Below are 26,574 nucleotides of genomic sequence, written 5' to 3'. Positions count from 1 at the left end.
TGATAGTCGTAACCTCTTATATGCGAGACTATCTATTATTTGTTTTTGTTTGTCAATTGGGAGTTTACCACCTCAAGCCCAAAACTTTTAGAACACTATCTAAGACAATGATAACTGTGGTTTATTGTGAAGAATACTGTCTTGGCTAAAACAATTTTAGAATAAACATATCTATGACTTCTACCAAAATTAGAATAATGATAATCCACTCTAATCGGCTACTTTCTCTATGATCCATAATATCTTTAAAGAGTTCTAAATTTTCTTTTATAATCTCTATTCTATCATGGATAACATGGTATCGATCCTTAAGATCGAAAGTCTGTTTTAAATCTGAATTTAATTTATTTAACTGCTCGTCTTCCCACGTAATTTCTGGTGAATCAAAGATGTATAGGTTCTCTGAAATCTTGTTTTTTATATTTAGAGTTTTACCAATAAATCGTTTCAATTTATTCCCTGAAATATCGAGTTTTCCTTTAGCTTCTAAATATTTAGTATGCTCGTTAGTTTCTATTAACAGTGCTTCGGTTATTTCAGAATAACGGTTTAATGCTACAGATTGCGATGCATTAAGCATTACCAATCGTATCATTTCGCTATTAAAATCTGGCAATACTATGCTTTCAAAATTAACTTGAAGCGTATTTTCTTGTATCTCTACATTAACTTCTTCAGAAATTTTGTCTGCAAAGTATGTATCGCACAACGGTTTAATAGTATTTAAAGCTTCATCTATTTCAGTTTTTGAAAGGTTAAAAAAGCTTACCATTCCGTATTGAAACAGATAGATATACTTGTCTTTTGAGTGTAAATAAAACAACTCATCACTATCTTGAAACAGCAACTGCCACTGCAATTGCTGTCTGCTAGCTTTTATATTGATAGTGTTTGCTACTTGATAAGCAACAACTGGTAACATTATGCTAAAAACATGTCTTTAGGTTCTTTAAAACTTTTGAACTCTAACATATAATCATTAGGATCTTTAATGAAAAATGAAAGATGTTCTCCTGTTTTATCTTTTAAGAAAGTGGTTTTGGTTACAACTTCTAACGCTTGCTTTGTAAGCTTGGTATAGATCTTTTTCCAATTATCAACATCTACAATAACACCAAAATGGAAGGATGGTAAAATCTTACCTTCAAACACATAATTAGGATTATTGAAGTTAAATTTTTCGGCTTTTATAAATGTAATTTGGTGACCAAACAGATTTATATCTACCCAATTTTCTGAGGTTCTGCCTGCAGAAGCGCCAATGTTATTGATGTAAAAGTCTTGGGTTTCCTTTACACTCAAACACGGTAATGACATGTGAAATGACGTTTCCATAATTTAAGCATTTAGAGTTTTATAACTTTTTTATATTAAGTAAGTTACAAAATAAAATAACACCTATTACGATTACTAATCAAAATCATCTGAGTCCTCATCTGCAGCCATTTCTGGATCCTGTACTGCTTCTGGATCATCATCTTCGTAATCTTCATAATCATCCTCGTCGTAATTTTCCATAGTTACAGCAAGCTTGGTACTTACCTTAACCAAATACTTGGTATCTTCGGTAGTTACCTCAACAGCATCTACAACTTCATTTTTAGCATTTCTAAAAGTAATAATGTGATCGTCGTCATAACCATCAGGATATTTCTCTACTAAAAGCGCAAGAATCTCTGGAGTTAGTTTTTTAAAGTCTACAATGACGCGTTTTAAGTGTTGGTCTTTTCTGTTCATCTTGTTAGGTTGGATTTACATACCCAAAAGGTAAGCAAAAATTAATGGCGCAACAATAGTTGCATCACTTTCTATGATAAATTTTGGTGTGTTAATATCTAACTTTCCCCAAGTTATCTTTTCGTTTGGTACTGCACCAGAATACGATCCGTAACTTGTTGTACTGTCACTAATTTGACAAAAGTAACTCCAGAATGGTGTGTCTGTACGCTCCATATCCTGGTAAAGCATTGGCACTACACAGATTGGAAAATCTCCTGCAATACCTCCACCAATTTGGAAGAAACCTATGCCTTTTTCTGAATTCTCTGTGTACCAATCTGCTAAGAACGTCATGTACTCAATACCAGATTTCATAGTACTTGCCTTAAGCTCTCCTTTTAGCACATAGCTTGCAAAAATATTACCCATAGTACTGTCTTCCCATCCTGGGCAAACAATTGGCAAGTTCTTTTCGGCTGCTGCATACATCCAAGAATCCTTTAAATCTATTTCGTAGTATTCTTCTAAAACACCAGACAATAACAGTTTGTACATATACTCGTGTGGTAAGTAGCGTTCTCCTTTAGCTTCAGCCTCTTTCCAAATCTTTACAATATGTTCTTGTATACGTCTAAATGCTTCCTCTTCTGGAATACAAGTATCCGTAACTCGGTTTAGTCCTTTTTCTAACAAATCCCATTCATCTTGAGGAGTTAAATCGCGATAGTTAGGCACACGCTTGTAATGGCTATGCGCTACTAAATTCATGATGTCTTCTTCAAGATTGGCACCTGTACAAGATATGATGTGTACTTTATCTTGACGAATCATCTCAGCAAAAATCTTACCCAACTCTGCAGTACTCATAGCTCCAGCTAAAGACACTAACATCTTAGCACCATTGATAAGCTCATCCTCGTAACCCTTAGCTGCATCAACCAAAGCTGCTGCGTTAAAGTGTAGGTAATACTTCTCTATAAATTGTGTAATATGTCCTTTATTAGTACTCATCTTCATCATTAAATTTAGAAAATTTATTGTTTCCGTTTGAAGTTGTATTGAAATTACTTTCAAAATCGTCTTCTACATCCTCACCTTGAAATTTATAGCTCAACATTTTGTAATACAATTTTGCGGCTAAAAAGTCTGAAGACTTTTCGTTTTCATTTGGGCAAAGCTCTACAATATCAAAACCTACAACATTTTTTTCTTCAAACACTTGTTTTAAAAACTCCAGCGTTTCGTAATACAACAGACCTCCTGGCTCTGGTGTACCAGTACTTGGCATAATAGAAGGATCGAAAGCATCTAAATCGAATGTAATAAATACGTTATCCGTCATTTGATCTATTGCAGAATCCATCCAACTATCGTCTACAGCCATCTCATGCGCAAAGTACGTTTTATCTTCATCCATTACTGTTTTTTCAATAGCATCCATAGAACGAATACCAACCTGAATAAGATTTGTGGTTTGGCTCGCTTCATACACAGCACAAGCATGATTACACTTAGAATCTTCGTAACTTTCGCGAAGATCTGCATGCGCATCGATGTGCAACACTGTTAAATCTTCAAACATTTCGTTGAAAGCTCTAATAGTACCAATAGATATTGAATGTTCACCACCAAAAACGGTTACAAACTTGTTCTTTTTAATGTACTTTTTGGTTGCTTCGTGCACAGCTTCCACCATAGCTTCTGGCGACGCATTTTCCGTAACCGCATCTGCTAAGTGAATACCTTGAAGATACACCTCAGAGTCAGTCTCAATATCGTACAATTCCATGTTTTCTGAAGCGTGTAAAAACGCTTCTGGACCTTTATCAGCACCTTTTTGCCATGTACTTGTACCATCGTAAGGTACTGGGATTAAAACAATCTTTGATTGATCTAATTTTGAATGCTCTGCTGGAATGCCAGCGTAAGTTTTTGTTTTCATATTATTTCCTGCGAAGGCAGGAATCTTTTTAATTACACATTTTTAAAACACCCCTAAAGTCCCCTCAAGGGGACAATTAAAAAAGGGAAATTTATTCTTATTGCTTAATTTTTATTTTTTGGGCTTCGATTACACTTCGACAAGCTCAGTGTGACACCTCAGCCTTTATATTTTAGTACCCTAAAATATTCAGTAAATCTTCACTTTTTTGTTGTTCTGCAAAAACTTCGGTTGTTAAGTTTCCGTTATCATCGCGTTGTATTAAAATATGCTTTGGACTTGGTATTAAACAGTGTTGCAATCCGCCAAAACCACCAATGGTTTCTTGATATGCTCCTGTATTAAAGAATCCTATATACAATGGTTTGTCTTTGTGATACTTTGGCAAATAAATGGCGTTGACGTGTTGTTCACTATTGTAATAATCATCACTATCACAAGTTAATCCGCCTAATAACACACGCTCGTAACCTTCTTGCCAACGGTTAATTGGCAACATTATAAAGCGTTTGTTTATTGCCCAAGTATCTGGTAATGTTGTAATGAAAGATGAGTTAATCATGTTCCATTTTTCACGATCGTTTTGTTGCTTTTGGTATAACACCTTGTAAATAGCACCTCCACTTTCACCAACCGTAAAACTTCCAAATTCTGTAAAAATATGTGGTACGTCTACTTCTTCTTCCTCACAAACTGTTTTTATCTGGTTTACAATTTCATCTACCATATAGGCATAATCAAAATCGAAAGCCAAAGAGTTTTTAATTGGGAAGCCTCCACCAATATTCAAACTATCTAAAGACGGACAAATCTTCTTTAAAGAGGTGTATACCTTAAGACATTTTGTGAGCTCATTCCAATAATAAGCGTTATCTCTAATACCTGTATTGATAAAGAAATGCAACATCTTGAGCTCTACTTGCTCATTATTCTGAATCTGATTTTTGTAAAATGGCACAATATTTTTGTAACCAATGCCTAGACGTGAGGTGTAAAACTCAAACTTTGGCTCTTCTTCAGACGCAATTCTTATACCTACTTTAAACTTACCATTGATTTCTTCAGTAAGTAAATCTAACTCTTCATAGTTATCTATGATTGGTATACAGTTTTGATGACCTCCGTTGATTAACTCGGCAATATTATTAATGTATTTTTCGCGCTTAAAACCGTTACTAATTACATAGGTTTTATCTGTAATTTTCCCTTCTTTCTTCAGGCTATTTACAATATCTATATCAAAAGCAGAAGAGGTTTCAATATGAATGTCATTTTTTAAACCTTCGTCTAACACATGTTTAAAGTGTGAACTTTTGGTACAATAACAGTAGTTGTATGTTCCACTATAATTGTGTTTTGCAAAAGCATCTGCAAACCATGTTTTGGCACGCTGAATGTTATTAGAAATTTGCGGCAAATAGGTAAACTTTAAAGGTGCACCATATTGCTCAATTAATTTCATTAGGTCTATACCATGAAATTGTAGTGTGTTTTCCTCTAGATAAAATTCTTCTTGAGGAAAGTAAAAGGATTGATCGATAAGATCAATGTATTTTGTATTCATTTTAGTTTTATTCTCGGTTGTTTTTTCAGAAAAAATAAAGGTATAAAGTTATAGGCTTAATTTGTGTTAACTCTATATCAAATCTGAAACTGGCTTTGTGTAGTTGGTACAAAAGCATATATATGCTGGCTAGCAGCTATCGGAGAAACGGAAGTTAGCTTTAAATTTCGGACGCTTATCTTATAAGCTACTTTTGAATATGACTTCCTAATTTTCAAAAGCCCGAACGTAAAAACAGTTTTCAATGTGTTCAGCTAAATTTAGAATCTGTTGTGTTATTGATTCTAAATTTCGCAGCAAATGTATGTTATTTTTTAATACGCAAAACAATTTATAATTAATTTTCAAAAATTTATATTTAATCCCTAATATACAGGCTGTTATAAATACAGTTGTGAACTATTTGAAAAACTAAATAGAATATTGATTTTTTAAAATGAGAATAAATAAAAAGCTAACCTTATTTTCACTATTAGTAATTTCTATTATTACTTTCTTGTTTTTTTATGAAAGTATATTTCCGCCTGGCTTTAGATGCTATATTCAACCATTTGAGAATGTAGAAATTTTAACTAATACTAATAATTTACAATACAAGGTTGTATCTAGTGATAAAACACTAGGTCTTATAGAAATACAATTAGATGAAGACGATTTAAAAACAAAGCCAACTCTTACCTTAATTAATAAAGGTTATGATTCAATTATTTATAATACCGAGAATTATCATAAGGAAAATCTACCTGTTTTTATTTTTGACAAAAAAGATCAGACACATCATTTTTCAAACTATATTAAAACTGGTAAACAGCCTAAAAGCGTCACTTTTATAGACTCTTTACATGTAAGTGTTCCACTACTTCATGATAATGGTATTAATATTATTAATGTAGCTACAGACGAAGTTAAAAGAGTACAACCACCTTATAAATGGGCTAGAAAAAAAGGATTTGTAGAAACTTTAGTAATAGAAGAAAGAAGAGAGTTTTGGGTTAGCCAGATGTTTGCAAATGCCATTCATGTTTTTGATTTAGACACTTATGATTTCAAGCAAACCATAACAATTAATGGGAAGTGGCCCAAAACTTTAGAATTCGACCCTTTTAGAAACTGCGTTTACACAGGCAATTGGAGATCCAAGGATATTTCAGTAATTGACCTAAAAAGCAAAAAGGATATTTACAGTTTTAAGCTAGATCAAATTCCACGCGGACTGTCGTTAACACCAGACGGTAACTTTCTTTATGTGTGTCAATTTTCAGACTCGGATATGCTTAAAATAGATTTAAACAAAAATGAGCCTGTAAATAGATTTGGTGAAGTAGGCTCTAAAAGGCATGTAGTAATTACAAAAGATGGAAAACGTTTATATGTGAGCGATTTAGGCACAATGAAAATTGAAGTATACAATACAAAAAATGACAGTCTTGTAAAGAAAATTAAAGTGTTTGATAAACCAAATACAATTGTTTTATCACACGATGAAAATTATCTATATGTTTCATGTAGAGGTCCTAACAATCCTACACTCGGTTATACCAAAAAAGGTTTAGAAATGGGTAGAATCTATTTAATTAACACTAAAACATTGACGGTTGAAGACTTTTGGGAAGGTGGCAACCAACCAACAGGACTAGATATTTCGTCAGATGGAAAACATATCGTGTTTTCAGATTTTTTAGATGACGCACTAAGAGTCTACAAGACGAATTAGAAAAGCTACATTGATACCTCAGCATTAAAACGCTTCATTACAATTGCCACTTTACTCAACAGAACACATTTATAACTCGTCATTATTTTACTTTGAACGTTCAGTTTATAGATAACTAAAAATACAACAACATCTATAGTTTATTATGGTTGAATTCCTTACTGGAATTCATTGCAATTTGCTACCTTTCGGTTACGAAGGAAAATCATAGCTGATTTTCCCTAACGAGGCATACACAAAAACGTTGTGGTGCATTTAAGAAAAACATTGTGAATTTGAACAAAATCCTTTTTTTAGCTATTTTATTTCTGCTGATTAGTTGCAATCAAAAGCAGAAACAGATTGATACTTGGAATGAAAGAGTTGCGAAATTTGAGGAAACCAAAACCTCTAAAGCGGAATTTAAATCACAGGATGTAAAAAAAGTCGTAGCGGAATTTTCTAAACAATACGCACCAAATCGTTCAGAAAGTTTAGACTCAATTCCATTTGACGTTATTAAAGCCTTTAAAGAGCTAAGAACTATTGACAAAAACGCTCACGAAAAATATGTGACTCTGATTTTCACCAAACTTTATGCGGAACATTTACGATGTTGTCATCAAGGTTATATAATTGCAAGTCAGTTTAAAAATGATTTTGACAAAGACAAGATTTCAATGGTAAATGAATTTGCCTATATGTCAAACTATATCGATTACAAAAAATTACCTGAAGCTTGGAGTTCTGGAATTGTTGAAAAATGGCTGACTGAAAATCCAAAGTTGTTGGAATTTGAACCAATTGGAAAACACAAGAAAATTATTGACAGTATTTCGAATAAAATTGCTAATAGAGATTATTGGAATGATTAAAAAACAACTATGCACAACAATGTATAACCGCAATTACGGCGGATTCGACTACCCTTCGACTACGCTCAGGACAGGCTTAAACGAATCCACTCGGAATTGCTAACGTCTGTGCTAAACCGAAAATTATTAACTTTAAAACCGTAACTGACGGTTATACGAGACCGTTGTACGCAATTTGAGAGACGATGAGTAAAAAATCAATCTTGATTTCAGTCCTGATAATCGGAATCGGACTTTCACTCTGGAATTTCGGATTTTTCAGTCGATATAATTATTTGACTGCTAAAACTGACATTGCAAAAAACAATCCAAAAATAGTCTATGTTGGTGAATCAATGCTAACGCCATCGGATTTAAATAATGTGAGTAAAAAGTATGGTTTTGAAATCGTTGGCTTTGGTTGCACGTTAAGCGCAGTTGAACAAAACGGAATTGAAATATACAATTCGCAAATGGACAATTATTTGGACAAACTAAACGGAATTGGATGGAAATCTGAATACAAAAGAGAGGTTGATTCTTTAATGAAACTGACGAACATTCCAAAGACAGCATTTTGGATTGAAAAAAGTGGAACTGGCTATTGGTATAATATAGACTATATGCATAATCATAAAAACAATGCGAGAATTTCAATTTTTGACAAATTTGGTGAACTAATTAATAAAGGACATTTTATAATTGTTTGTCCAGCTGATGAACTGGAGTTTATGGATGATTTGGAAAAGCAAATTGACTTCTACGACGGTGAGAACATTCTGTTAAAGAGTAATTGTTACCTATTAAAAAGAAAATAAAAACTGTGTACAACAATGGCTATTAGTAATTGCTACAACTCGCCTACTTCTGAAAATCCTCGCGGATTTTCAGTTTGGTGTGTACTTGTAAAGTTAAGTGCTAAACCACGCAACTACTCATAGCCGAGACCGTTGTGTGTAATGTAAAAAAACCGTGAATGAAAAAAATCTACCAACGAATTGAATATTTAGGATACTATGAAATCATCGGAGGAATATTAGGATTATTACTCGTTTTTTTAAGTGTTTATGATAAATTAAATTCAAACGGATTTTTCATATTTTCACTTTCATTATTTGTTGCGTTATGCGGAATTTCAATTTATAGCGGAATTTTACTCATCCAAAAAAAATATCTGAAAGGTTTAAATCTTTCTCTTTTAGCACAAGCGACACAAGTAATTAGTTTTGTTCTATTTGGCTACATTTTTGACTTTGCAATCGGAATTTATCTTCGTATAACGACTGAATTAACTAATGATACTATAGTTGGACTTGACTTTGGATTTGCTAACTGGAAATTATCTCGAAATGCAAATCCTGACATAATCGAATTGAATATAAATATTGTAGCAATAATTCTGTTATTGTTCATAGCAAAATCAGCTGACAGAATAAAAGCCGAATTGAAAAAAGAAAATGACTGAATAAAACACTACACGCAACAACGTGTATAGCTCATTGCGGCTGAATTCCTAATCGGAATTCATTGCAATTTGCTTCCTTTCGGTTACGACGGAAAATCTTAGCTGATTTTCCCTAACGAGGCATACGCAAAAACGTTACCACAAATATTGAAAAACAGTAATCAAATAATAAAGTTTAGTTCTAATTCGAAATTCGCAGACTCGAATGTTTACAGATTATCTGAATTAAAACCTGCAGGAACCAAATTAATTTTAGAACCTAAAACAGAATTAATTGAACTCTTAAAACTGACTTTATTCGACTTGACTTTAAAGCAAGTTTTAATAATAAAGAAAAGTTTAAAAAGATCTCATCCAAGAGATCCACATTTGAGAGAATATGTTATAGTAGAAACTGGTAAAAATTACTCAAAGTACAAACCAAGCAAATTCGAGGAATATTTTACAGAAAGAATAGATGAAGACAGTTATTTCCAACTGAAAGCTTATTTGAGAGCTATATTTAAAGAAATCCCGTCTGAATATAAACATAAAAAGGAAATTGTTCGTGATTTAAAAATAAACGACCTTTTTAATAATGATTTAATTTCAAGTATTTTCTCTTTACTAAAGACTAACTCAAAAGGAAATGAACTGAAAAAAGATATTGCAGATTATTTAAATCAGGTTGATGAAAATATCGGCAACACTATAGAAAATGAGCCTGATAAAGCTTTAGAATTAATACTCTTCCTTCAAGGAAATATTTTCTTGCTCAAAAACTTAAAATTTGAGCTTTTAGAAAAGTTAAAATTAATTTCAACTGTTCGATTGAATAACGATGATGAATATTATGACGACTGGTTTTGGATTGATTTTATGTATGATTCTGATTTATCAATTTCTGACTTGATGTCTGATATATCTGAAATGTTCGATTCTATTGATGATTATTTTGACTTTGATAGCGGAGGAGACTGGTATGGCGACTATGATTTTGATTTCGACTAAAAATACTTGTGGTAACAACGTGTATAGTTAATTGCGGCTGAATTCCCTCTCGGAAATTCAATCTTATTAATTATCTTTCGGTTACGACGGAAAATCATAGATGATTTTCCACAACAAACCACACACAAACACGTGTAGCATTTAAGCCAAGTAAGGAAAATGAATAAATTTTACGAAATTGAGTTTTTACATTCAAAACCAAAACGTGGAAAAACAAAATTTGGAGGTCAACCAGATTGGATAACTGAACCAGAATGGCCAATAAGCAAAGAGACTGGAAATCCAATGCGTTTTATTTGTCAAATTGATTTGACCGAAATCGGATACGGAAAAAATAATGCAAAATTTGCATACATATTTATGACCGAGGAAGATGAATATGTCGATGGAACTTGGGAAGCAGATGGCGGAGAAAATGCAATTATTCTTCAGCCAGGAAATAATGAAGTAAAAACAGAAAATTTAGAAAAAGGACCGACACTTTACAAAATGGTAAAAAAGCTATTTAAAAAAAGATTAGTGCCTAAAAGTTTTGAATGTGAAGTTGAACTAACCGAAAAGGAAGAAAATATTGACTATGACAATGACGAATTAGACGTAAGAAATAAGTTCAACGGAGAACCAGTGTTTATACAAGGAGAAGAATATCCTTCAAGCGATAAATGGAATTTACTAATCCAATTAGATGCTACCAATGTCCCTTTTTATGTGAACTTTGGAGATGCTGGAGTTGGATATGGTTTTATAAACGAAACAGAAAACAAAGCTAAATTTATTTGGCAATGTATGTAAACAAAAACGCTACACAACAATGGCTATAAGTAATTGCTTGTTCTTGCATACTTCTGAAAATCCTCGCGGATTTTCAGTTTGGTGTGTACTTGCTAAGTTAAGTGCTAACCCACGCAACTACTCATAGCCGAGACCGTTGTACGTAATTCAAAATTCAAACAAGATTTTTAGACCATTAAGGAGCTTTTGCTGTTTAAGACAAAAAAATCCCTCACTACAATCACCACTTTACTCAACCAAACCCATTAATAACTCAAGCGTATTTTATATCTTTAACCAAACACTTTAGTTTAGTGGTAAACAAAACCTAAATATTATGAAAACACAAACAGTTACACAGTACAAGACATTAAAAACTTTTGGTTTTGCATTGGTTTTAATGATGACATTATTTACGTTTAATACCGCTTTTAGCCAAACTACAGAAGTTACACAAGAGCGCATCATAAAAGGTCTTGTATCTAACGAAGATGGTCCTTTACCAGGTGCTAACATTACATTAGATGGCACCAGAGTTGGTGCTGTAACAGATGATGAAGGTAAATTTACTTTTCCGAAGAAATTAAAAACTGGTGATGTATTGGTCTTTAGCTATCTTGGTTACGAAACCCAAAAAGTAACTATCACTGACAAAACTAGCTTTATTACTTTAGAGCTTACACCAGACATGGTAGAAATGATTGGTGCTATAGATACTAACAAACCTTACAAGTCTAAACGCAAAAAGAATTAAATGTAAGCTTTGCAAAAAACGTTTCTATTATTATCACTGCTTTTTTTAGGTTTATGTGGCATTAATGCTCAAATAAGTGACTTTAACCATGTAAATTTTAAAAAAGCAGATAGTATTGCCTTAAGTTTAAAAGGTGAAAACCTTAAAAATCTACCTGAACTTTCTTTTAAGCTCACTAATGCGCTAGATACAGATGCGGAAAAGTTTAGAGCGATTTACAGATGGGTTTGCAGCAATATTGCTAATGATTATTCGCTCTATCTAAAAAACGACAGACAACGACAACGTTTTAAAGACGATAGCCTAAAGCTTGATGCTTGGAACACAAAATTTAGAACTAAGCTTTTTGGTAGGCTGCTTAAGAAAAAACGAACTATTTGCACAGGTTATGCCTATTTGGTAAAAACCTTAGCTGATTTTGCTAATCTTGAGTGTGAGATTGTGCAAGGTTTTGGGCGTGTAAGTACCACAAATATTGAAACTTTAGATTTACCCAATCACTCATGGAATGCTATAAACCTCAACGGTAAATGGTATCTGTGCGATCCTACTTGGGCTAGTGGTATTCCTAATCCTAAGACCAACAAATTTAGTTTTCATTATAACGATGGCTTCTTTTTGGCAAACCCAAAGCTATTTGCTGTAAATCACTTTCCTGTTGATAAACGTTGGTGGCTTTTAGATGATAATGAGATTCCTTCATTTGATACTTTTTTAAAATCGCCAGTATTGTATGGTAATGCCTATAAAAATCTAGAGCTACATAATGCTCCTCAGCAAATGCATCATACTATAAAGCCATATGAAAAAGTAATTTTTAAATATCAGTTAAAAGACCATACAAATGCCAAGGATGTAAAACTTGGTTTTGATAACGGTTTTAATACATGGCAAGATCAACCTACTTCAATTTCTATAAAGGATAAATCTCTAGAGTTAGAACATCAGTTTAACCAAACAGGTTTTTATGATGTGCATCTATATATTGATGATGATTTAATATCAACTTACACTGTAGACGTTAAAAAATAGACTCATTCTTCTTTACATTATCAATAATAAATTAGTGTTAAGCTTTTTCCTTTAAATTTCTCTTTCACTAAATTCGTTATTTGGATGCACTATTAAAGTGCTGTTTACACATAGGAAAGACAGAAATGGATAAAAAGTTATTAATGGTAATCAATGAGCAGAAAGCTGCTATTAAAGTACCTATGGTTTTAAAAGAAGAGTCTCAGCGTTTTACCAAATTACTCTTTAAGGCTTTTTTTGATAGTGATACTAATACAGAAAGGGCATTTACAGTTTTAGAGCCTCTGTTTATCTCCATAAGAGATATTGCATGTCCTGAAACTAAAGGAAAACCTTGCAAACGTTGGACTGACTTTCTTACTAATATTCCAGATTTGTATTGCAGTTTAAAAAAAGATGCTGAAGCTATTCTTAATAACGATCCTGCTGCAAAATCCCTAGAAGAGATTTATATAGCTTATCCTGGCTTTTTTGCTATCTCTATCTATAGGATGGCAAGAATTTTTCACAACTTAAAACTCCCTCTAATTCCTAGGTTGATGACTGAATATGCACATCAATTAACAGGCATAGACATTCATCCAGGAGCAACTATAGGCAATTCTTTCTTTATTGATCATGGTACAGGTGTTGTCATTGGTGAAACTTCAGAAATACATGATAATGTAAAAATATATCAAGGTGTTACGCTTGGTGCTTTAACTGTAAGAAAACAAGATCAGTTTACGAAACGTCACCCAACAATAAAAAATAATGTAACGATTTACGCTAATGCAACAATTCTTGGAGGTGATACTATTATTGGCGAAAATAGCATTATAGGTGGAAATACTTGGCTAACGACTTCTGTGCCAAAAAACTCTACAGTAATCCACAAACATAAAGTTGAAATTTACTCCAAAAAGAACAAGTTAAATGAACAAGACCTTAATAGATAGAATAGGAAATACTCCTCTAGTAAAATCCATAGCGTTAAACACTAATCCTAATGTGAGTCTTTATTTTAAGCTAGAAGGCAATAATCCTGGTGGCAGTGTTAAAGATAGAGCTGCCCACAACATGATTAAAAGTGCGTTGGAAGCCAAACAAATCAACAAAACCTCAAAATTAATTGAAGCTACAAGTGGAAATACAGGCATTGCCCTCGCAATGATTGCTACTATCTACGGATTAGATATAGAACTTGTTATGCCAGAAACAGCAACAAAGGAACGTGTGCAAACCATGAAGGCTTATGGAGCTAAGGTAACCTTACATCCTGATGGTATAGAGGGAGCTCGCGATTATGCCATAGACAAGGTTAAAAACGAAGGTTACTTTTCATTTAATCAGTTTGAAAATAATAACAACTGGAAAGCGCATTATAAGTCTACTGGTCCAGAAATTTGGCGAGATACCGAAGGTGCGGTGACACATTTTGTATCTGCGATGGGAACTACTGGAACAATTATGGGAACCTCAACATATTTAAAGGAACAAAATAAAGGTGTTGAGATTGTTGGTGTGCAACCTACAGACGATTCTAAAATACCTGGTATTAGAAAATGGCCAGAAGCTTATTTACCTAAAATTTTTGATGCTTCTAAAGTAGACCGTGTTATAGAAGTTAGCCAAGAAGAAGCTGTTGCAATGACACGCAGATTAGCAAAAGAAGAAGGTATTTTAGCTGGCATGAGTAGTGGCGGAGCTACAACTGCCGCTTTAAAACTTGCTAACGAGTTAGAAAGCGGTGTTATAGTTAGTATTATCTGTGATCGTGGAGATCGGTATTTGTCTTCAGATTTATTTAGCTAAGATTATAACATCTTTAAAGTATTAATCTCTTGTTCGGTAAGATGCTTCCAATGACCACGTGGAATGTCTTTTTTGGTTAAGTGCCCAATTGCCACACAATCTATCTTTACCAAATCATATTTAAGCGTTTCAAAAATGGTTCTTAGTATTGAGTTTCCGGTGTTTTTAATCTTAATACCAATATTGTTTTTTGATTCTCCTTCAATATAACTTATCTCTTCAACCGTAATTAAATTGCCATCTACATTAAAACCTTCTTGTATCTTTTTTAAGTCTTCAAACTTTAGGTTTCTATCTAATTCTACCTGAAACAATCGTGCTACACCATTTTTAGAATTGGTGAATTTTTGTACTACTTTTTCGTCGTTAGTAAACAGTAAAAGACCAAGCGAATTTCTTCCCAAACGTCCTATTGGTCTAATATTAGCACTGGTTGCATTGGCTACTAGATCCATTACCGTTCTACCCTTACCTTCTGCTGTAGTTGTGGCAAATCCTTTAGGTTTGTTAAGCAATACATAGACTTTAGGCTCTGGCGCAATACGCTGTCCATCAAAACGTACATCGTCCGTACGCTTTACTTTGTAACCCATTTCGGTTACAACCTTTCCGTTTACAGTTACCAAACCAATGGCTATATTTTCATCGGCTTCTCTACGCGAACAAATACCAGAATTGGCTATGTATTTGTTTAAGCGAATCTCATCTGGATTTGATGCTGTCTTTGGTTTTGATTTCTTTTTGAAAGGAGCATTACCTCTTGCAAAACTTTTAGATTTGCTGTTAGCCTGTCCTCTTCCTGAAGTTTTCCCTCTTCCTTTGCTATCTTGATGTCTGCTCATATTAAAATTTTTGGCAAAGGTATGATATTAGTTAATACTAACTACTTTATTTCTTTAGTTGTTTGAAGTTACAATAAAAACACTACAAGCGATTTAAAACTACTGAAATATCTATGAGCAAAATGGAAAATACACCAGCCACAATGATGAATTTTAAAATATTGTGAAGTATGAGATAGTGCGCTTTGTTGTTAGACCTCCAAAGAATTAACAAAAAGAGGAAGAGTAAAATTACACTTAAATAAAAGAAATAGTACATATGACCTATTTTAAAAAACACAATAAGTGCAATACCTGAAACTATTGTTAACAAAGCTAAGACAGTAAGCATTACCTTAGAAGTACGTTCACCATGTACCACAGGAACGGTTTTGTAATTTAAAGCCAAATCTCCCTTAATATTTTCTAAATCTTTGGTTAACTCTCTCATTGAAATTAGTAAGAACAAGAAAATAGCATGCGCAAAAATGACCAGCTCAAAATTTTTGTAATAAATAAAAATGGCAAAAAATGGAGTTACAGTTAATATGGCTGATACTAAGTTACCAGTCATTGGTTGCTTTTTGAATTTATGAGAATACAACCAAATCGCAAAAATGTAAAGTGCAAAAAATAGCACAGCTTTAAATGAAACATAACTTGCAAAAACTACTGCTAGAAAATTCAACACAAAGTAAAATGACAACTTTGTATTTTGACTTACCAAGCGATCTAGCATGGTTTTTCTAGGTCTATTGATTAAATCTTTTTCAGAGTCATAAAAGTTATTAATGATGTAACCTGCAGCAATGGTAGCTGATGAGGCTAAAACTAACATTAACAAGTTAACATCAAATAGTACTTCTTTTAAAGGCTTATCATGAGCAAAAATGTAAATTGATGCTAAGTATTGTGCGACAACTACAACCAAAATATTGTAACCACGCACTACCGAAAACAGACTGAAAAATTTTAAAAGAATATGTTTCTGCTGTCTTGTTAGCATAGAGATAAATTAAAAAAACCTCACAAATTACAAGAATCTGTGAGGTTTAAATGTAATATTTTAGTTTTAAAAGTTGTAAACAACTTCTAATTTCTGACCTTGTAAAGCTGCTTTAGCTCTCTCTATATCTTCTGTAAAACCTAAGATATAACCACCACCACCAGAACCACAAAGTTTTAAATAATAATCATTGGTTTCGATACCTTTTTTCCATAACTCATGAAATTGACTTGGTATCATTGGCTTAAAGTTATTTAATACAATTTTAGAAAGCTGCTTTGTGTTTCTAAACAGAGATTTGATATCTCCTTTTAAGAAATCGTCAACACATGCATCTGTATGTTTTATGAATTGCTCTTTTAACATACTACGGAATCCTTCATTCTTCATGTTTTCCATAAAAATGCTAACCATCGGTGCAGTTTCACCAACAATACCACTATCTAATAAAAACACAGCGCCTTTACCTTTTGTACTTTGCGATGGTATGCCTGTAGCTTCAATATTGTCTTTAGATTTGATTAATATTGGAAGGCTTAAATAACTATTTAAAGGATCTAATCCTGAAGATTTTCCATGGAAGAACGATTCCATTTCAGAAAAAATAGCTTTTAACTTTAATAGTTTTTCTCGCGTCAGGTTTTCTAAAACGGTAATTTTTTCGGTAGCGTATTTATCATAAATTGCTGCTACTAAAGCTCCACTACTTCCTACGCCATAGCCTTGCGGTATAGACGAATCAAAGTACATACCAGCCTCAACATCTTCCTTCAGTTTATCTATATCAAATGACACTAAATCTTTATCTAAACTTTCTAAATAAGACGCAAAACGTTTTAAACTTTCGTTAGACTTGATAGCCTCTTCAGATGGATTTTCATCAACCTTTAAAGCTCCATTGTAAAAATTATAAGGTATAGATAAACCCTTAGAATCTTTAATGATTCCATACTCACCAAAGAGTAGAATTTTCGAGTAGAAAAGAGGTCCTTTCATATTGGTATTAAACAATTTCTTTTAACAAATATACGGATTAATATGCTATTTGGTTTGCAATCAATACCTAAGCCTAAGTTAATTTTTAATTAATTGTGCACCTTTACCTACAAAATCTGTAATAAAATGACCATTCTGACAATATACAGTCAACTCATTTTTTATAAAGTCTAACACACTTTCCTTTTCATTTTCTGGATATAACACATGTACATTTGCACCTGCATCTAAAGTAAAACATACATTAGAATTATTCTCGGCTCTATACTTCCAGATTTTATTGATTATTTCTAAAGTATTGGGCTTCATTAAAATGAAATAAGGCATACTCGTCATCATCATAGCATGAAGCGTTAATGCTTCACTTTCAACTATTTTCACAAAACTTTGTAAATCACCAGATGCTAAAATTGTTTTGAGTTTTGCTAAATTTTCATGAGCCTGAGCAAAACGTTGCTCTGCAAAAGGATGACCATACATTAGTTTATGACCAACTGTACTGCTCACCTGCTTTTCACCTTTATCTACTAAAAGGATGGTATCTTGATAATTTTTGAAATTAGAATGTACTTCGCCATCAAATTTAATTCCGTACAAATCTGAACTTTCTGTGCTTTCATTTTGTCCCCAAACTACCAACTCACCTTCGATACTTCTACATGCACTACCAGAGCCTAATCTGGCTAAGAAGGATGCTTTTCTTTTAAAGTAATTTTTTTCAGAAGACCTTTCGACTGCGCTCAAGGTGACATCTTCCTTTAATTTTTGTTCAATACTCATTAAACACAACGCCAAAGCACTCATACCTGATGCAGAAGACGCAATACCAGAACTGTGAGGAAAAGTATTAGAGGTTTCTATCTTAAAATGATAATCTCTTAAAAAAGGTACGTACGCTTCTATACGCTCAAAAAAAGTTTGAATTTTTGGTTTAAAGGCTTCGTTTTGCTCTCCTTCAAAATACACATCAAAACTAAAATCTGATGTCACCTTGAGCGCAGTCGAAAGGTCTTTTTTAGTGTAAGTAAGCTTTGTAATGGTCTTACAATTAGATAGTGTAAAACTTATTGAAGGGTTTTCTGGAATTTGATTTTCCTTTTTTCCCCAATATTTTATTAATGCAATATTACTCGGAGATTCCCATTTTACTGAGCCACTTTCTACACTTGAATTATAATTTTTAAGGATAAAATCTTCAGCCTTCATTCTTTAATTTTCTGCCGACAAAGATAGTAACTTTAGCATAGTTTTATAGTTTCTTGCTGTGGCATTGACATTTAGTTTTTTCTCAAAGTAATTGAGACTGAATTTTGCATTGCCATAACCCTTGTCTGAATAGAAATAAAGACAGTCATTTACAATTTTATATTCCTCGTGTTCATAGACTTTTTCGTAAGCTACCTCAACTAAATCTTCTTGCGGAACATGTGATAATATAGCAAAATAACTGTTGCTTTTTTTATCTTCGGAAAACGGACAGTCGTCAAATATTTTTTGCAATTGTTGCCTGGTTCTTAACATTACTGAAACTTCAAAACCAAAATGAGTTTCAATAGATTTTCTTATTCCATTTTCTAACTGCCTAAATGGTATTTCTTTTGTTTGAAAGATTACATTACCGCTTTGTATGTATGTTTTAACATCAGAAAATCCAATCTTAGTTAGCAAATCTCTTAACTCTGCCATTGGCACTTTTCTGTGTCCGCCAACGTTGATACCTCTTAATAATGCGATGTATGTTTTCATGATTTCGCTATTGATTGAGACACAATATAAGCTCCTGTCCAAGCATTCTGAAAATTAAAACCACCTGTTACTGCATCTACATTAATAACCTCACCTGCAAAATATAAGTTTGGAACTAACTTACTTTCAAAGGTTTTAAAGTTTACTTCTTTTAAGTCTACTCCACCTGCTGTAACAAATTCTTCTTTAAAGGTACTTTTGCCTGTTACTTGAAAAACCGCTTGTGTTAACTGCGCTGCTAGAGCAGTCAGTTGCTCTTTATTGAGATCTGCCCAGCGTTCATTATCAGAAATATGTGAAGCTACAACTAATTTCCTCCACAATCGCTTTGGTAAACCGAACTGTGCAGTGCCAAAAATCTGTTTCTTGGCTAAATCTTGTTTTAAATCTTTTAATTGATCTAGACAATCTTCAAAATCTTGTTTTATAAAATTAATTTCAATCTTAAAATTGTAATTAAGCTTTGCTAACTCCACAGCACCATAAGCCGATAATTTTAAAATCGCTGGCGCACTCATACCAACATGTGTTATAAGTAAAGGACCTTCAGAAAAAAGATCTGTTCCTAAAACTTTCACTTCTACATTTTGTGCTACAACTCCTGGTATATCTTTTATGCGTTTGTCTTTTATATCAAAAGTGAATAACGAAGGTACTGGCGGAATTATGGAATGTCCTAAATCCTCTAAAAGTTTCCAGACTTTCGGGTTGCTTCCTGTTGCTAAAACTATTTTTTTGGCTTCAACATCTCCTTGAGTTGTACCAACTTTAAATCCATTTTCAATAAGTTTTATAGTTTTTACAGAGTGATTATATAAAACCTCAACCTTATGTTTTTTGGCTTCAAACAAAAAGCAATCTATGATAGTCTGAGATGAATTTGAGACCGGAAACATCCTGCCATCTTCTTCTATCTTTAATTCTACTCCACGTTCTTCAAACCATGCAATAGTATCACCTGTCATAAAGGTGTGAAAAGGTCCAAGCAATTCCTTTTCGCCTCTTGGATAATTTTGCACCAACTCTGACGGTATAAACTCTGCATGTGTAACGTTGCAACGTCCACCTCCAGAAATTTTCACCTTTTGTAAACCTTCTTTACCACGTTCTAAAATTGCGACTGATAATTCGGGATGTTTTTGTGCTATGTTTATTGCAGCAAAAAATCCAGCTGCTCCTCCACCAATAACAATTATGTCTTTTTGTTTGTTCAAAATGATGATTTAAGAAGATTTTATGAGTAAATCTTTGTTAAAACTAACTTCTATAGTTATTCTTAACCTATGAAAATATTTACAATGATACACTTTAAAAGATTAATATTAATAACGCTTATCACGGTTTCTTGCCAATCTGCAGGACAACTTAAAATAGAAGGAAGTATTAACAATGCTATAAAAGAGGCTTCTGCTGCAGAAACCATACCTCAGTCGGATTTAATTTGGACTATTGAAGATGCTGGTAATGATAGTAACCTATACGGATTAGATTCTAGCGGAAAAATTGTAAAAAAAGTGGCAATCACTAACGCCAGCAATATTGATTGGGAAGATTTAACCTCTGATAAAGAAGGGAACATTTACATTGGAGATTTTGGGAATAACAATGAAAAAAGAAAACATTTTAGGATTTTAAAAATAAATCATAACGACTTAGACAACGATACTGCTGAAGCAGAAATCATTGACTTTACTGTGCCAAAAAAGAAGTATTCTAAAGACTTTGAAGCCTTCTTTTTATACAATAATTCGTTTTATATTTTTAGTAAAGAAACAAAGAAATTTATCACCTTAAAGGTTCCTAACACACCAGGGAAACATGAAGCTGTTTTACGATCTGACTTTAATTTAGATGGTAAAAACAATAAAATTACTGCTGCCGATATTAGTGATGATGGTAAAAGCATCGTACTACTAAATCATGATAAAGTATGGAAAATCACTAACTTTAAAAATGATGATTTCTTCTCTGGTAATATCGAAGAGCTACCTTTTGACCATAACTCTCAAAAAGAGGGTATTTGCTTTAAAAATGACGCTATGGTTTACATAACAGATGAGCGTAGTGGTGACGAAGGAGGCAATATTTACAGTTACAAACTCAATTAAAAATTGAGTCCGAAACCAAAAGAAAATCTTAATCCATCTTCGCCTGTAAAGAAATTAAATGTGCCTGCCACAGAATCTGCTGCCGCAACCCAAAATCCGCCACCATAAGAATTGTGCCATTTTCTAGAATTATCATTTTTCACCCAAACTCTACCAACGTCTACACCTGAAAAAACACCAATCTGCATAGGGAACCAACCTGTTTTAAAGCTATTAAAACTATATCGTAAATCTGCATTTGTCACCAATGAGTTTTTACCTGTAAAACGCTCTGTTCTATAACCTCTTAGTCCAGCTCCTCCATCTCCAATGTTGGCTCCTTGAAAAAACAAAAAGTCATCACCAAAACGCAATTGTGTTCTTATGTCTGTTTTTAAAACCAGTTTTCTATTAACGCTTAATGCGTTGAAGAATCCTAAATGCGCATTTACATAACCAAAAATATTATTAAACTCTTCTATCTCTGTCTTTGCACCAGCAACAATGTTAAAATCCATGCCGCGAGAAGTCGCTATTTCGTCATCTGCACTGTGGTAATTATACTCTACTTCTAGTGCTGTAAAAAACCTTCTTTTATAAAAATCTTCATTCGTAGCAGGAATGAAATCTGTAATAAATCTATTTTCTGTAGCATCTAGTTCTATGCCTTCAAAAACAGCTTTAAAACCATACTCACTACCATAACCTGAGTTTTTAACAGCTCCTACATTAACACCAAAAATACTTGTCTTAACACGATTATAATCTAAGTCTAAATCATCGTCATTATTTACAGTTTCGTTACCAATACCAAAGAAGTTATTTGTAAAATTGGCACTCGTAAAAATACCTCCAAGCTTTAAATTCCAATCACCAAATATATTTGCAAATTGACCATCATACCTTAAATCGAAGCCTTTGGTCGCAAAATAATAACCTGACCTGAACTTATGCTGTTCTGAAAACGGGTTGCGTTCAAATCCTTTTTTTGTTTTCGTGAAGCTTACTCCAATTTTAAAACCATCATCTGGATTAAAACCTAAACTTGGAGTGATTACACTAGTTTTAGTTATAAATTTTTGAAAATCATATAGATTAGACTGATAATTATCTGTTAACTTAATTTGACCCCCTTTATTCTTTTCAATAGTATTTTCTTTAGACTTATGGTCATATACTTTTATGCGTCTGCCATTATTAATTCTATAAATGTCGTTGCCTTGTCCGCCAATAATCCTTGTATAGATAAGATTGTTAGCTTTACCATTAACCTCTATAATATCATCATCGTCTAAGGCATACACCCAAATCTCTTTAGTAGTATTTCTATGGTAGGTTCTGTCTACAATAACATCTGCTTTTTCACCACCCTTGTTTCTCCAAATTTGAACTCTAGTTTCTTTATCTGCTGTTCTTGTAATCTCAATAAAATCATCTTTATCTGTTGCAGTAAGAATTACCAATTCATCTAAATAGTCTGAATAACGCGTCGCAATATCTATAAGATTATCTCGCCTTCCTTTTAATTTGGCTTTGATATCTTCTATAGTTTCTCCTTGTATCTCTTTCGGTAAGTTTAAAAAAGCATCTTCTATAACGTCATCTGTTACTTTCTTTTGAAGAAATTGAGCCTGCTCTACCCAAACCGATTTATCCGCTTGTTTGATTAATGCTTTATCTAATTTATGTCCAGCACTATTCATCCATTTAATATCTTTTAGTTCAGAATCGTAAACCTGAAGTTGTTTTGTAGAGCTAGAAATTGTTCTTCCTATGTCTAGCAACGTCCCGTCAAAATTAGAAAACACCTGATCTCTATCTCTTGGTATTGCTCTGTATAGTTTATCTCCGTTTGGCTGATCAAACTGCGCCCAACGCCATTGATCTTGATGCCTATCCCAATCACCTAAAAGCATATCAAAAAGTCGTGCTCTTACAAAGGCAACTTCATCAATTTTATACTCTTCATCTTTTCTTATTTTTTCAATGATATCATGGGTACTTTCTATATCATCTGCATAGCCAAAGTTTTTGTCATTAGAATAATTATCTTCAGGCCGTTCTTCTATCATATATAATTCCCCACCATATTCATTATTGAACTTGCCTAAATGTTTATGCTTTGGTATATAATAAAGCTTCGGGTTAGTGTGAAGCACCTGAGCAGCATCTGACAATTTAGGGACAGCTAAAAAAGCATAAGGGTGTGCTGCTGTGTAGAAATCTAAAATGAGCTCTTCTACTATAGTTTCATCAAACTCATTTTTTACAAAATTATCTTTAAAAACTACTGTTTGTATATACTGAGTGGCACTCTTTCTAAGTGCACGCATGTTTAACTCTCTTCCATCTTTTAACTTAAGCCTTAAGGATCGTGTTTGGTGTCCACCTCCTTTTCTTACAATCTCTAAACCACCATATAAGGTATCTAACGTAGCAACTTTTGCTGTGATTTTTTTGCTGTAAACATCTCTATAATTTTCACCCCAAATGGCTTCAAAAAAGCCTGTTTTATCTGTTTCTTCTTTTGAATAAATAGAAACCTCAACTGTATTTGGAAAGCTATCTGGTAAAGTGGAAATATCAAAATCTGGCTTATTTGGCTCAATAATTTCTTTTTGATATAGTGCCTTTGGTTCACCATTTTCGGCGCCAAAAAATTGTACCCAAGAACTTCCATCTTTATAAACCACAAGCTTTGCAAAACCTTGTTTACCATATGAAAATAAACCATTATCACTAAGCGTAGCATAAGACTCCTTCGCTCCAGAGCCAGAGACTACCTGTTTTATTCTACCCTCTTCAATATATTGCAATGTATGCTCATGACCAGACACAAACACTAACTTAGGACTATCTACAGCCAAGGTTTCTAAACGCTTCATTAACTCATTATAACGCTCGTTATAACGATCTTGAATTGACACACCTCCTTGAGTTCTAATTTGTGCAACTATAGTTGCTAAACCTGGTACAGGTATTTTCTTTTGTCCAGGAAATAAATGTTTTGAAGCTGCAAATTGTCCACCATGAACACCATTGGTATACATAGGATGGTGCATCGCAAATACAATAGTTTTGTTTTGCGCTTTTTTTAGTTCTCCTTCCACCTCTAAGAAAAAACGTTCTCTGGTTTTAATTTCACATTCATCATTTATACCAGGATTATCATTCCAGTTTTCTAAATACCATTGTGTATCTATGATGATAAGTTGTACTGTTTCACTAACATCAATACTTTCTAAAGGGCAACCGTTTTCTGGTTGAAACGTGTTTTTACCTAAGGCATCTTCTACATATTTTTCCTGACGTTTTACTCCTTTTATCCCATCTGCATACCAATCGTGATTTCCTGGTATAAAAATAGTTTCTCCTTTAAATCCTTCTACAGTTCCTATTTGTGCATTTAGTGCATTTTCAGCAGCCGCTCTGTCCTTGTGCTCTTTTTTAGGTAAGCCTGCAGGATAAATATTGTCACCTAAATAAAGTGTGTAATTTTCTTTTGAATTATCTTGAGTTGCGAGATGTTTTTTAAATGCTCTCAGTGCATCAGAGTAGCCATTCATCGGTGATTTTCCTGCATCACCAACTAAATAAAACACATTATCTATTGGCTTATTAGGTAAACTTTGAATTGTAAAATCCTCCTCGGCATACTGTGCTTTGAATGTAGCACAAGCATGACTTAAAAGGATTAATACTAGGATTACAATTCTTTTGTATATGTGTTTCATAATAGCTAAAAATAAATTTTATATAATCAAGAACTACAAGACAACATAGAGCATCCGACTTTATGCCTTGCCCATTCTGGTCTCTTGGCGAACCATTTCTCGTATTCAGGTTGGTTGTTATATGGGTTTTTCAACATTTTAAACAATTCGTCAATTAAATCATAATCCCCTTCATTGGCCTTATCTATAGCCAACTGTGCCATATAATTTCTAAGTACGTATTTAGGATTTACAGCATTCATTTTTAATTGACGCTCTGAATCTGTTAATGATTCTGAATTTAATCTTTCGTCATACTCAGCAAACCATTTTTCCCACTTTTCTTTCTTCTCTCCTTTTATTTCCTCAGAATCGTAAAAAGCATCTTTAACAGTTTTTAATCCTTCATCAACACTACCTTTCTCATAATTAGATAATAAACGATAGAAAATCGTCATGTCCGTTTCTGAAAGTAAAAGGCAATCTTCTAAATCTTCAACTAACTGTTTATCTCCTTCGGCTTTGATATCTAATCCCAATTTTGATCGCATCATTTCTAAAAATTTAACTTCAAAATCTTTTTGATATTGATTTAGAATTGTTTCAAAAGGTTCAGCCTCTTCAACTAAAGGATACAAAGCATTGGCAAGTTGTAGCAAATTCCAAAGTGCAATATTAGGCTGATTACCATAACGATAACGCTTATGCTCTCGGTCTGTGGTGTTTGGAGTCCAACCAAAATCAAAACCCTCTAACCAACCATAAGGTCCGTAATCTATGGTTTGTCCTAAAATTGACATGTTATCGGTATTTATTACACCATGTACAAAACCGACACGTTGCCAATGAATAATCATGTCTAAGGTTCTATTAGTAACTTCTTTAAAAAATTTAATATATGTTTCCTTAGAGGGCTTACCAAGTTCTGGATAAAAGTATTTTATTGTATAATCTGTAAGTTTTTTAAGGTTTTCTGTATCGTTTCTAGAAGCAAATAATTCAAAGTTACCAAAACGAATAAATGTTGGTGCTACCCTACAAACAATGGCTCCTTTTTCGTAAGCTGCATTACCATTATACAACATATCTCTTAAAACTTCATCCCCAGAAAGCATAAGGCTTAAAGCTCTTGTTGTTGGCACTCCCAGATGATGCATTGCCTCGCTACACAAATACTCTCTCACCGAAGATCTCAATACAGCCAAGCCATCTCCTTGGCGGGAATATGGTGTTTCTCCTGCACCTTTAAGCTGTAATGCCCAACGTTTCTTGTTGTGCTCTACCTCAAACAAATTAATAGCTCTACCATCTCCCAATTGTCCTGCCCAATTACCAAACTGGTGACCTGCATAAGCCATAGCATATGGTTGTGTATCGTGATAGATTTTAGTTCCGGAAAAAATGTTTAAAAATTCATCAGAAGTAACTTCTTCAGCATTAACTCCTAAATTTTTGCACATTTCTGGTGACGCATGAATTAGTTTTGGTGATGAAGGCACTCTGGGTTTTACATAAGAATACATGGCACCAAAGACTTTTCTTCTGGTATTACTTAAATTGGTATCAAAAGGTAATTCTTTATTAAAAGTATCTGCAATTTTTAATTTCATATAGACGATAAGAAGAC

At 33.3% G+C, this 26,574-nt stretch carries 25 protein-coding genes; 11 read left to right on the top strand and 14 right to left on the bottom strand.

Annotated elements, in window-relative coordinates; all coding sequences use genetic code 11:
• Positions 1-145: 145 nt before the first annotated feature.
• The 6 genes from ACXAFS_RS04105 to ACXAFS_RS04080 all read right to left on the bottom strand — a co-directional run bounded on the left by ACXAFS_RS04105 (position 146) and on the right by ACXAFS_RS04080 (position 5,225).
• Entirely contained in the window at positions 146-922 is a 777-nt protein-coding gene (locus ACXAFS_RS04105) for an RMD1 family protein (RefSeq protein WP_475305482.1), read from the bottom strand.
• On the bottom strand, positions 922-1,335 hold the full coding sequence (locus ACXAFS_RS04100; protein WP_475305481.1) for a VOC family protein: 414 nt from the start codon (positions 1,333-1,335) through the stop codon (positions 922-924). Before ACXAFS_RS04100 ends, ACXAFS_RS04105 begins: the two co-directional genes overlap by 1 nt.
• A 75-nt stretch (positions 1,336-1,410) precedes the next feature.
• On the bottom strand, positions 1,411-1,737 hold the full coding sequence (locus ACXAFS_RS04095) for a hypothetical protein (protein ID WP_475305480.1): 327 nt from the start codon (positions 1,735-1,737) through the stop codon (positions 1,411-1,413).
• A 15-nt stretch (positions 1,738-1,752) separates the two neighbouring features.
• Complete coding sequence (locus tag ACXAFS_RS04090; RefSeq protein WP_475305479.1) at positions 1,753-2,730, bottom strand: deoxyhypusine synthase family protein; 978 nt, start codon at positions 2,728-2,730, stop codon at positions 1,753-1,755.
• Positions 2,720-3,661 carry an agmatinase gene (speB, locus tag ACXAFS_RS04085; RefSeq protein ID WP_475305478.1) on the bottom strand — a complete coding sequence of 314 codons (942 nt, stop codon included), beginning with the start codon at positions 3,659-3,661 and terminating at the stop codon, positions 2,720-2,722. The genes ACXAFS_RS04090 and speB overlap by 11 nt, the downstream gene beginning before the upstream one ends.
• Positions 3,662-3,833: 172 nt before the next feature.
• Positions 3,834-5,225: an arginine decarboxylase gene (locus tag ACXAFS_RS04080; protein WP_475305477.1), complete on the bottom strand. Its 1,392-nt coding sequence runs from the start codon at positions 5,223-5,225 to the stop codon at positions 3,834-3,836.
• Positions 5,226-5,661: 436 nt separating this feature from the next.
• Here ACXAFS_RS04080 and ACXAFS_RS04075 point away from each other — a divergent pair, with 436 nt between their 5' ends.
• From ACXAFS_RS04075 to cysM, 10 genes are all read left to right on the top strand, one after another.
• On the top strand, positions 5,662-6,939 hold the full coding sequence (locus ACXAFS_RS04075) for a YncE family protein (RefSeq protein ID WP_475305476.1): 1,278 nt from the start codon (positions 5,662-5,664) through the stop codon (positions 6,937-6,939).
• Positions 6,940-7,208: 269 nt separating this feature from the next.
• On the top strand, positions 7,209-7,793 hold the full coding sequence (locus tag ACXAFS_RS04070; RefSeq protein ID WP_475305475.1) for a hypothetical protein: 585 nt from the start codon (positions 7,209-7,211) through the stop codon (positions 7,791-7,793).
• Positions 7,794-7,978: 185 nt separating this feature from the next.
• On the top strand, positions 7,979-8,590 hold the full coding sequence (locus ACXAFS_RS04065) for an FEKKY domain-containing protein (protein WP_475305474.1): 612 nt from the start codon (positions 7,979-7,981) through the stop codon (positions 8,588-8,590).
• 158 nt (positions 8,591-8,748) lie between these two features.
• Positions 8,749-9,237, top strand: a complete 489-nt coding sequence (locus ACXAFS_RS04060) for a hypothetical protein (RefSeq protein WP_475305472.1) — start codon at positions 8,749-8,751, stop codon at positions 9,235-9,237.
• Positions 9,238-9,384: 147 nt separating this feature from the next.
• Entirely contained in the window at positions 9,385-10,227 is an 843-nt protein-coding gene (locus tag ACXAFS_RS04055) for a hypothetical protein (RefSeq protein WP_475305471.1), read from the top strand.
• A 159-nt stretch (positions 10,228-10,386) separates the two neighbouring features.
• The gene (locus tag ACXAFS_RS04050) at positions 10,387-11,019 is read left to right on the top strand and encodes a DUF1963 domain-containing protein (RefSeq protein WP_475305469.1); all 633 of its coding nucleotides are present in this window, start codon (positions 10,387-10,389) and stop codon (positions 11,017-11,019) included.
• A gap of 316 nt (positions 11,020-11,335) precedes the next feature.
• A complete protein-coding gene (locus ACXAFS_RS04045) occupies positions 11,336-11,752 on the top strand; it encodes a carboxypeptidase-like regulatory domain-containing protein (RefSeq protein WP_475305468.1) in 417 nt (138 codons plus the stop codon).
• A gap of 9 nt (positions 11,753-11,761) precedes the next feature.
• On the top strand, positions 11,762-12,784 hold the full coding sequence (locus tag ACXAFS_RS04040) for a transglutaminase domain-containing protein (RefSeq protein ID WP_475305466.1): 1,023 nt from the start codon (positions 11,762-11,764) through the stop codon (positions 12,782-12,784).
• A 125-nt stretch (positions 12,785-12,909) separates the two neighbouring features.
• Positions 12,910-13,722, top strand: a complete 813-nt coding sequence (epsC, locus tag ACXAFS_RS04035) for a serine O-acetyltransferase EpsC (protein WP_475305464.1) — start codon at positions 12,910-12,912, stop codon at positions 13,720-13,722.
• Positions 13,700-14,578: a cysteine synthase CysM gene (gene cysM, locus ACXAFS_RS04030; protein ID WP_475305463.1), complete on the top strand. Its 879-nt coding sequence runs from the start codon at positions 13,700-13,702 to the stop codon at positions 14,576-14,578. The genes epsC and cysM overlap by 23 nt, the downstream gene beginning before the upstream one ends.
• A 2-nt stretch (positions 14,579-14,580) precedes the next feature.
• Here the strand turns inward: cysM and ACXAFS_RS04025 are convergent, their stop codons facing one another.
• The 6 genes from ACXAFS_RS04025 to ACXAFS_RS04000 form a co-directional block, all read right to left on the bottom strand.
• Positions 14,581-15,420: a pseudouridine synthase gene (locus ACXAFS_RS04025; RefSeq protein WP_475305462.1), complete on the bottom strand. Its 840-nt coding sequence runs from the start codon at positions 15,418-15,420 to the stop codon at positions 14,581-14,583.
• Between the two features lie 82 nt (positions 15,421-15,502).
• Complete coding sequence (locus tag ACXAFS_RS04020; protein ID WP_475305460.1) at positions 15,503-16,405, bottom strand: geranylgeranylglycerol-phosphate geranylgeranyltransferase; 903 nt, start codon at positions 16,403-16,405, stop codon at positions 15,503-15,505.
• Between the two features lie 66 nt (positions 16,406-16,471).
• Positions 16,472-17,401 (bottom strand): mevalonate kinase family protein, encoded by a 930-nt coding sequence (locus ACXAFS_RS04015; RefSeq protein WP_475305459.1) that lies wholly within the window; start codon positions 17,399-17,401, stop codon positions 16,472-16,474.
• 78 nt (positions 17,402-17,479) lie between these two features.
• Positions 17,480-18,607, bottom strand: coding sequence for a diphosphomevalonate decarboxylase (locus tag ACXAFS_RS04010; protein WP_475305458.1), 1,128 nt, complete (start codon positions 18,605-18,607; stop codon positions 17,480-17,482).
• A 3-nt stretch (positions 18,608-18,610) separates the two neighbouring features.
• Positions 18,611-19,147, bottom strand: coding sequence for a DUF1697 domain-containing protein (locus tag ACXAFS_RS04005; RefSeq protein WP_475305457.1), 537 nt, complete (start codon positions 19,145-19,147; stop codon positions 18,611-18,613).
• On the bottom strand, positions 19,144-20,361 hold the full coding sequence (locus ACXAFS_RS04000) for a BaiN/RdsA family NAD(P)/FAD-dependent oxidoreductase (protein WP_475305455.1): 1,218 nt from the start codon (positions 20,359-20,361) through the stop codon (positions 19,144-19,146). Before ACXAFS_RS04000 ends, ACXAFS_RS04005 begins: the two co-directional genes overlap by 4 nt.
• 69 nt (positions 20,362-20,430) lie before the next feature.
• Here ACXAFS_RS04000 and ACXAFS_RS03995 point away from each other — a divergent pair, with 69 nt between their 5' ends.
• Positions 20,431-21,255 carry a hypothetical protein gene (locus tag ACXAFS_RS03995; protein ID WP_475305454.1) on the top strand — a complete coding sequence of 275 codons (825 nt, stop codon included), beginning with the start codon at positions 20,431-20,433 and terminating at the stop codon, positions 21,253-21,255.
• Here the strand turns inward: ACXAFS_RS03995 and ACXAFS_RS03990 are convergent.
• The gene (locus tag ACXAFS_RS03990) at positions 21,252-24,968 is read right to left on the bottom strand and encodes a metallophosphoesterase (protein WP_475305452.1); all 3,717 of its coding nucleotides are present in this window, start codon (positions 24,966-24,968) and stop codon (positions 21,252-21,254) included. The genes ACXAFS_RS03995 and ACXAFS_RS03990 overlap by 4 nt on opposite strands.
• 26 nt (positions 24,969-24,994) lie before the next feature.
• Complete coding sequence (locus ACXAFS_RS03985) at positions 24,995-26,557, bottom strand: protein adenylyltransferase SelO (RefSeq protein ID WP_475305451.1); 1,563 nt, start codon at positions 26,555-26,557, stop codon at positions 24,995-24,997.
• Positions 26,558-26,574 lie beyond the last annotated feature (17 nt).

The sequence above is a fragment of the Winogradskyella sp. ABM4_392 genome (genome assembly GCF_056160445.1).
Note: the sequence above shows the minus strand (reverse complement) of the source record. Positions and strands in the feature narration are given on the sequence as shown.

What these genes read in the sequence shown, in the direction of transcription:
- ACXAFS_RS04060 (WP_475305472.1), top strand. Translation starts at nt 8,749, where the DNA reads ATGAAAAAAATCTACCAACGAATTGAATATTTAGGATACTATGAAATC.
- ACXAFS_RS04025 (WP_475305462.1), bottom strand. Translation starts at nt 15,420, where the DNA reads ATGAGCAGACATCAAGATAGCAAAGGAAGAGGGAAAACTTCAGGAAGA.
- ACXAFS_RS03995 (WP_475305454.1), top strand. Translation starts at nt 20,431, where the DNA reads ATGAAAATATTTACAATGATACACTTTAAAAGATTAATATTAATAACG.
- ACXAFS_RS04105 (WP_475305482.1), bottom strand. Translation starts at nt 922, where the DNA reads ATGTTACCAGTTGTTGCTTATCAAGTAGCAAACACTATCAATATAAAA.
- ACXAFS_RS04020 (WP_475305460.1), bottom strand. Translation starts at nt 16,405, where the DNA reads ATGCTAACAAGACAGCAGAAACATATTCTTTTAAAATTTTTCAGTCTG.
- ACXAFS_RS04080 (WP_475305477.1), bottom strand. Translation starts at nt 5,225, where the DNA reads ATGAATACAAAATACATTGATCTTATCGATCAATCCTTTTACTTTCCT.
- speB (WP_475305478.1), bottom strand. Translation starts at nt 3,661, where the DNA reads ATGAAAACAAAAACTTACGCTGGCATTCCAGCAGAGCATTCAAAATTA.
- cysM (WP_475305463.1), top strand. Translation starts at nt 13,700, where the DNA reads ATGAACAAGACCTTAATAGATAGAATAGGAAATACTCCTCTAGTAAAA.
- ACXAFS_RS03990 (WP_475305452.1), bottom strand. Translation starts at nt 24,968, where the DNA reads ATGAAACACATATACAAAAGAATTGTAATCCTAGTATTAATCCTTTTA.
- ACXAFS_RS04005 (WP_475305457.1), bottom strand. Translation starts at nt 19,147, where the DNA reads ATGAAAACATACATCGCATTATTAAGAGGTATCAACGTTGGCGGACAC.
- ACXAFS_RS04065 (WP_475305474.1), top strand. Translation starts at nt 7,979, where the DNA reads ATGAGTAAAAAATCAATCTTGATTTCAGTCCTGATAATCGGAATCGGA.
- ACXAFS_RS04090 (WP_475305479.1), bottom strand. Translation starts at nt 2,730, where the DNA reads ATGAGTACTAATAAAGGACATATTACACAATTTATAGAGAAGTATTAC.
- ACXAFS_RS04010 (WP_475305458.1), bottom strand. Translation starts at nt 18,607, where the DNA reads ATGAAGGCTGAAGATTTTATCCTTAAAAATTATAATTCAAGTGTAGAA.
- ACXAFS_RS04015 (WP_475305459.1), bottom strand. Translation starts at nt 17,401, where the DNA reads ATGAAAGGACCTCTTTTCTACTCGAAAATTCTACTCTTTGGTGAGTAT.
- ACXAFS_RS04050 (WP_475305469.1), top strand. Translation starts at nt 10,387, where the DNA reads ATGAATAAATTTTACGAAATTGAGTTTTTACATTCAAAACCAAAACGT.
- ACXAFS_RS03985 (WP_475305451.1), bottom strand. Translation starts at nt 26,557, where the DNA reads ATGAAATTAAAAATTGCAGATACTTTTAATAAAGAATTACCTTTTGAT.
- ACXAFS_RS04045 (WP_475305468.1), top strand. Translation starts at nt 11,336, where the DNA reads ATGAAAACACAAACAGTTACACAGTACAAGACATTAAAAACTTTTGGT.
- ACXAFS_RS04100 (WP_475305481.1), bottom strand. Translation starts at nt 1,335, where the DNA reads ATGGAAACGTCATTTCACATGTCATTACCGTGTTTGAGTGTAAAGGAA.
- ACXAFS_RS04095 (WP_475305480.1), bottom strand. Translation starts at nt 1,737, where the DNA reads ATGAACAGAAAAGACCAACACTTAAAACGCGTCATTGTAGACTTTAAA.
- ACXAFS_RS04075 (WP_475305476.1), top strand. Translation starts at nt 5,662, where the DNA reads ATGAGAATAAATAAAAAGCTAACCTTATTTTCACTATTAGTAATTTCT.
- epsC (WP_475305464.1), top strand. Translation starts at nt 12,910, where the DNA reads ATGGATAAAAAGTTATTAATGGTAATCAATGAGCAGAAAGCTGCTATT.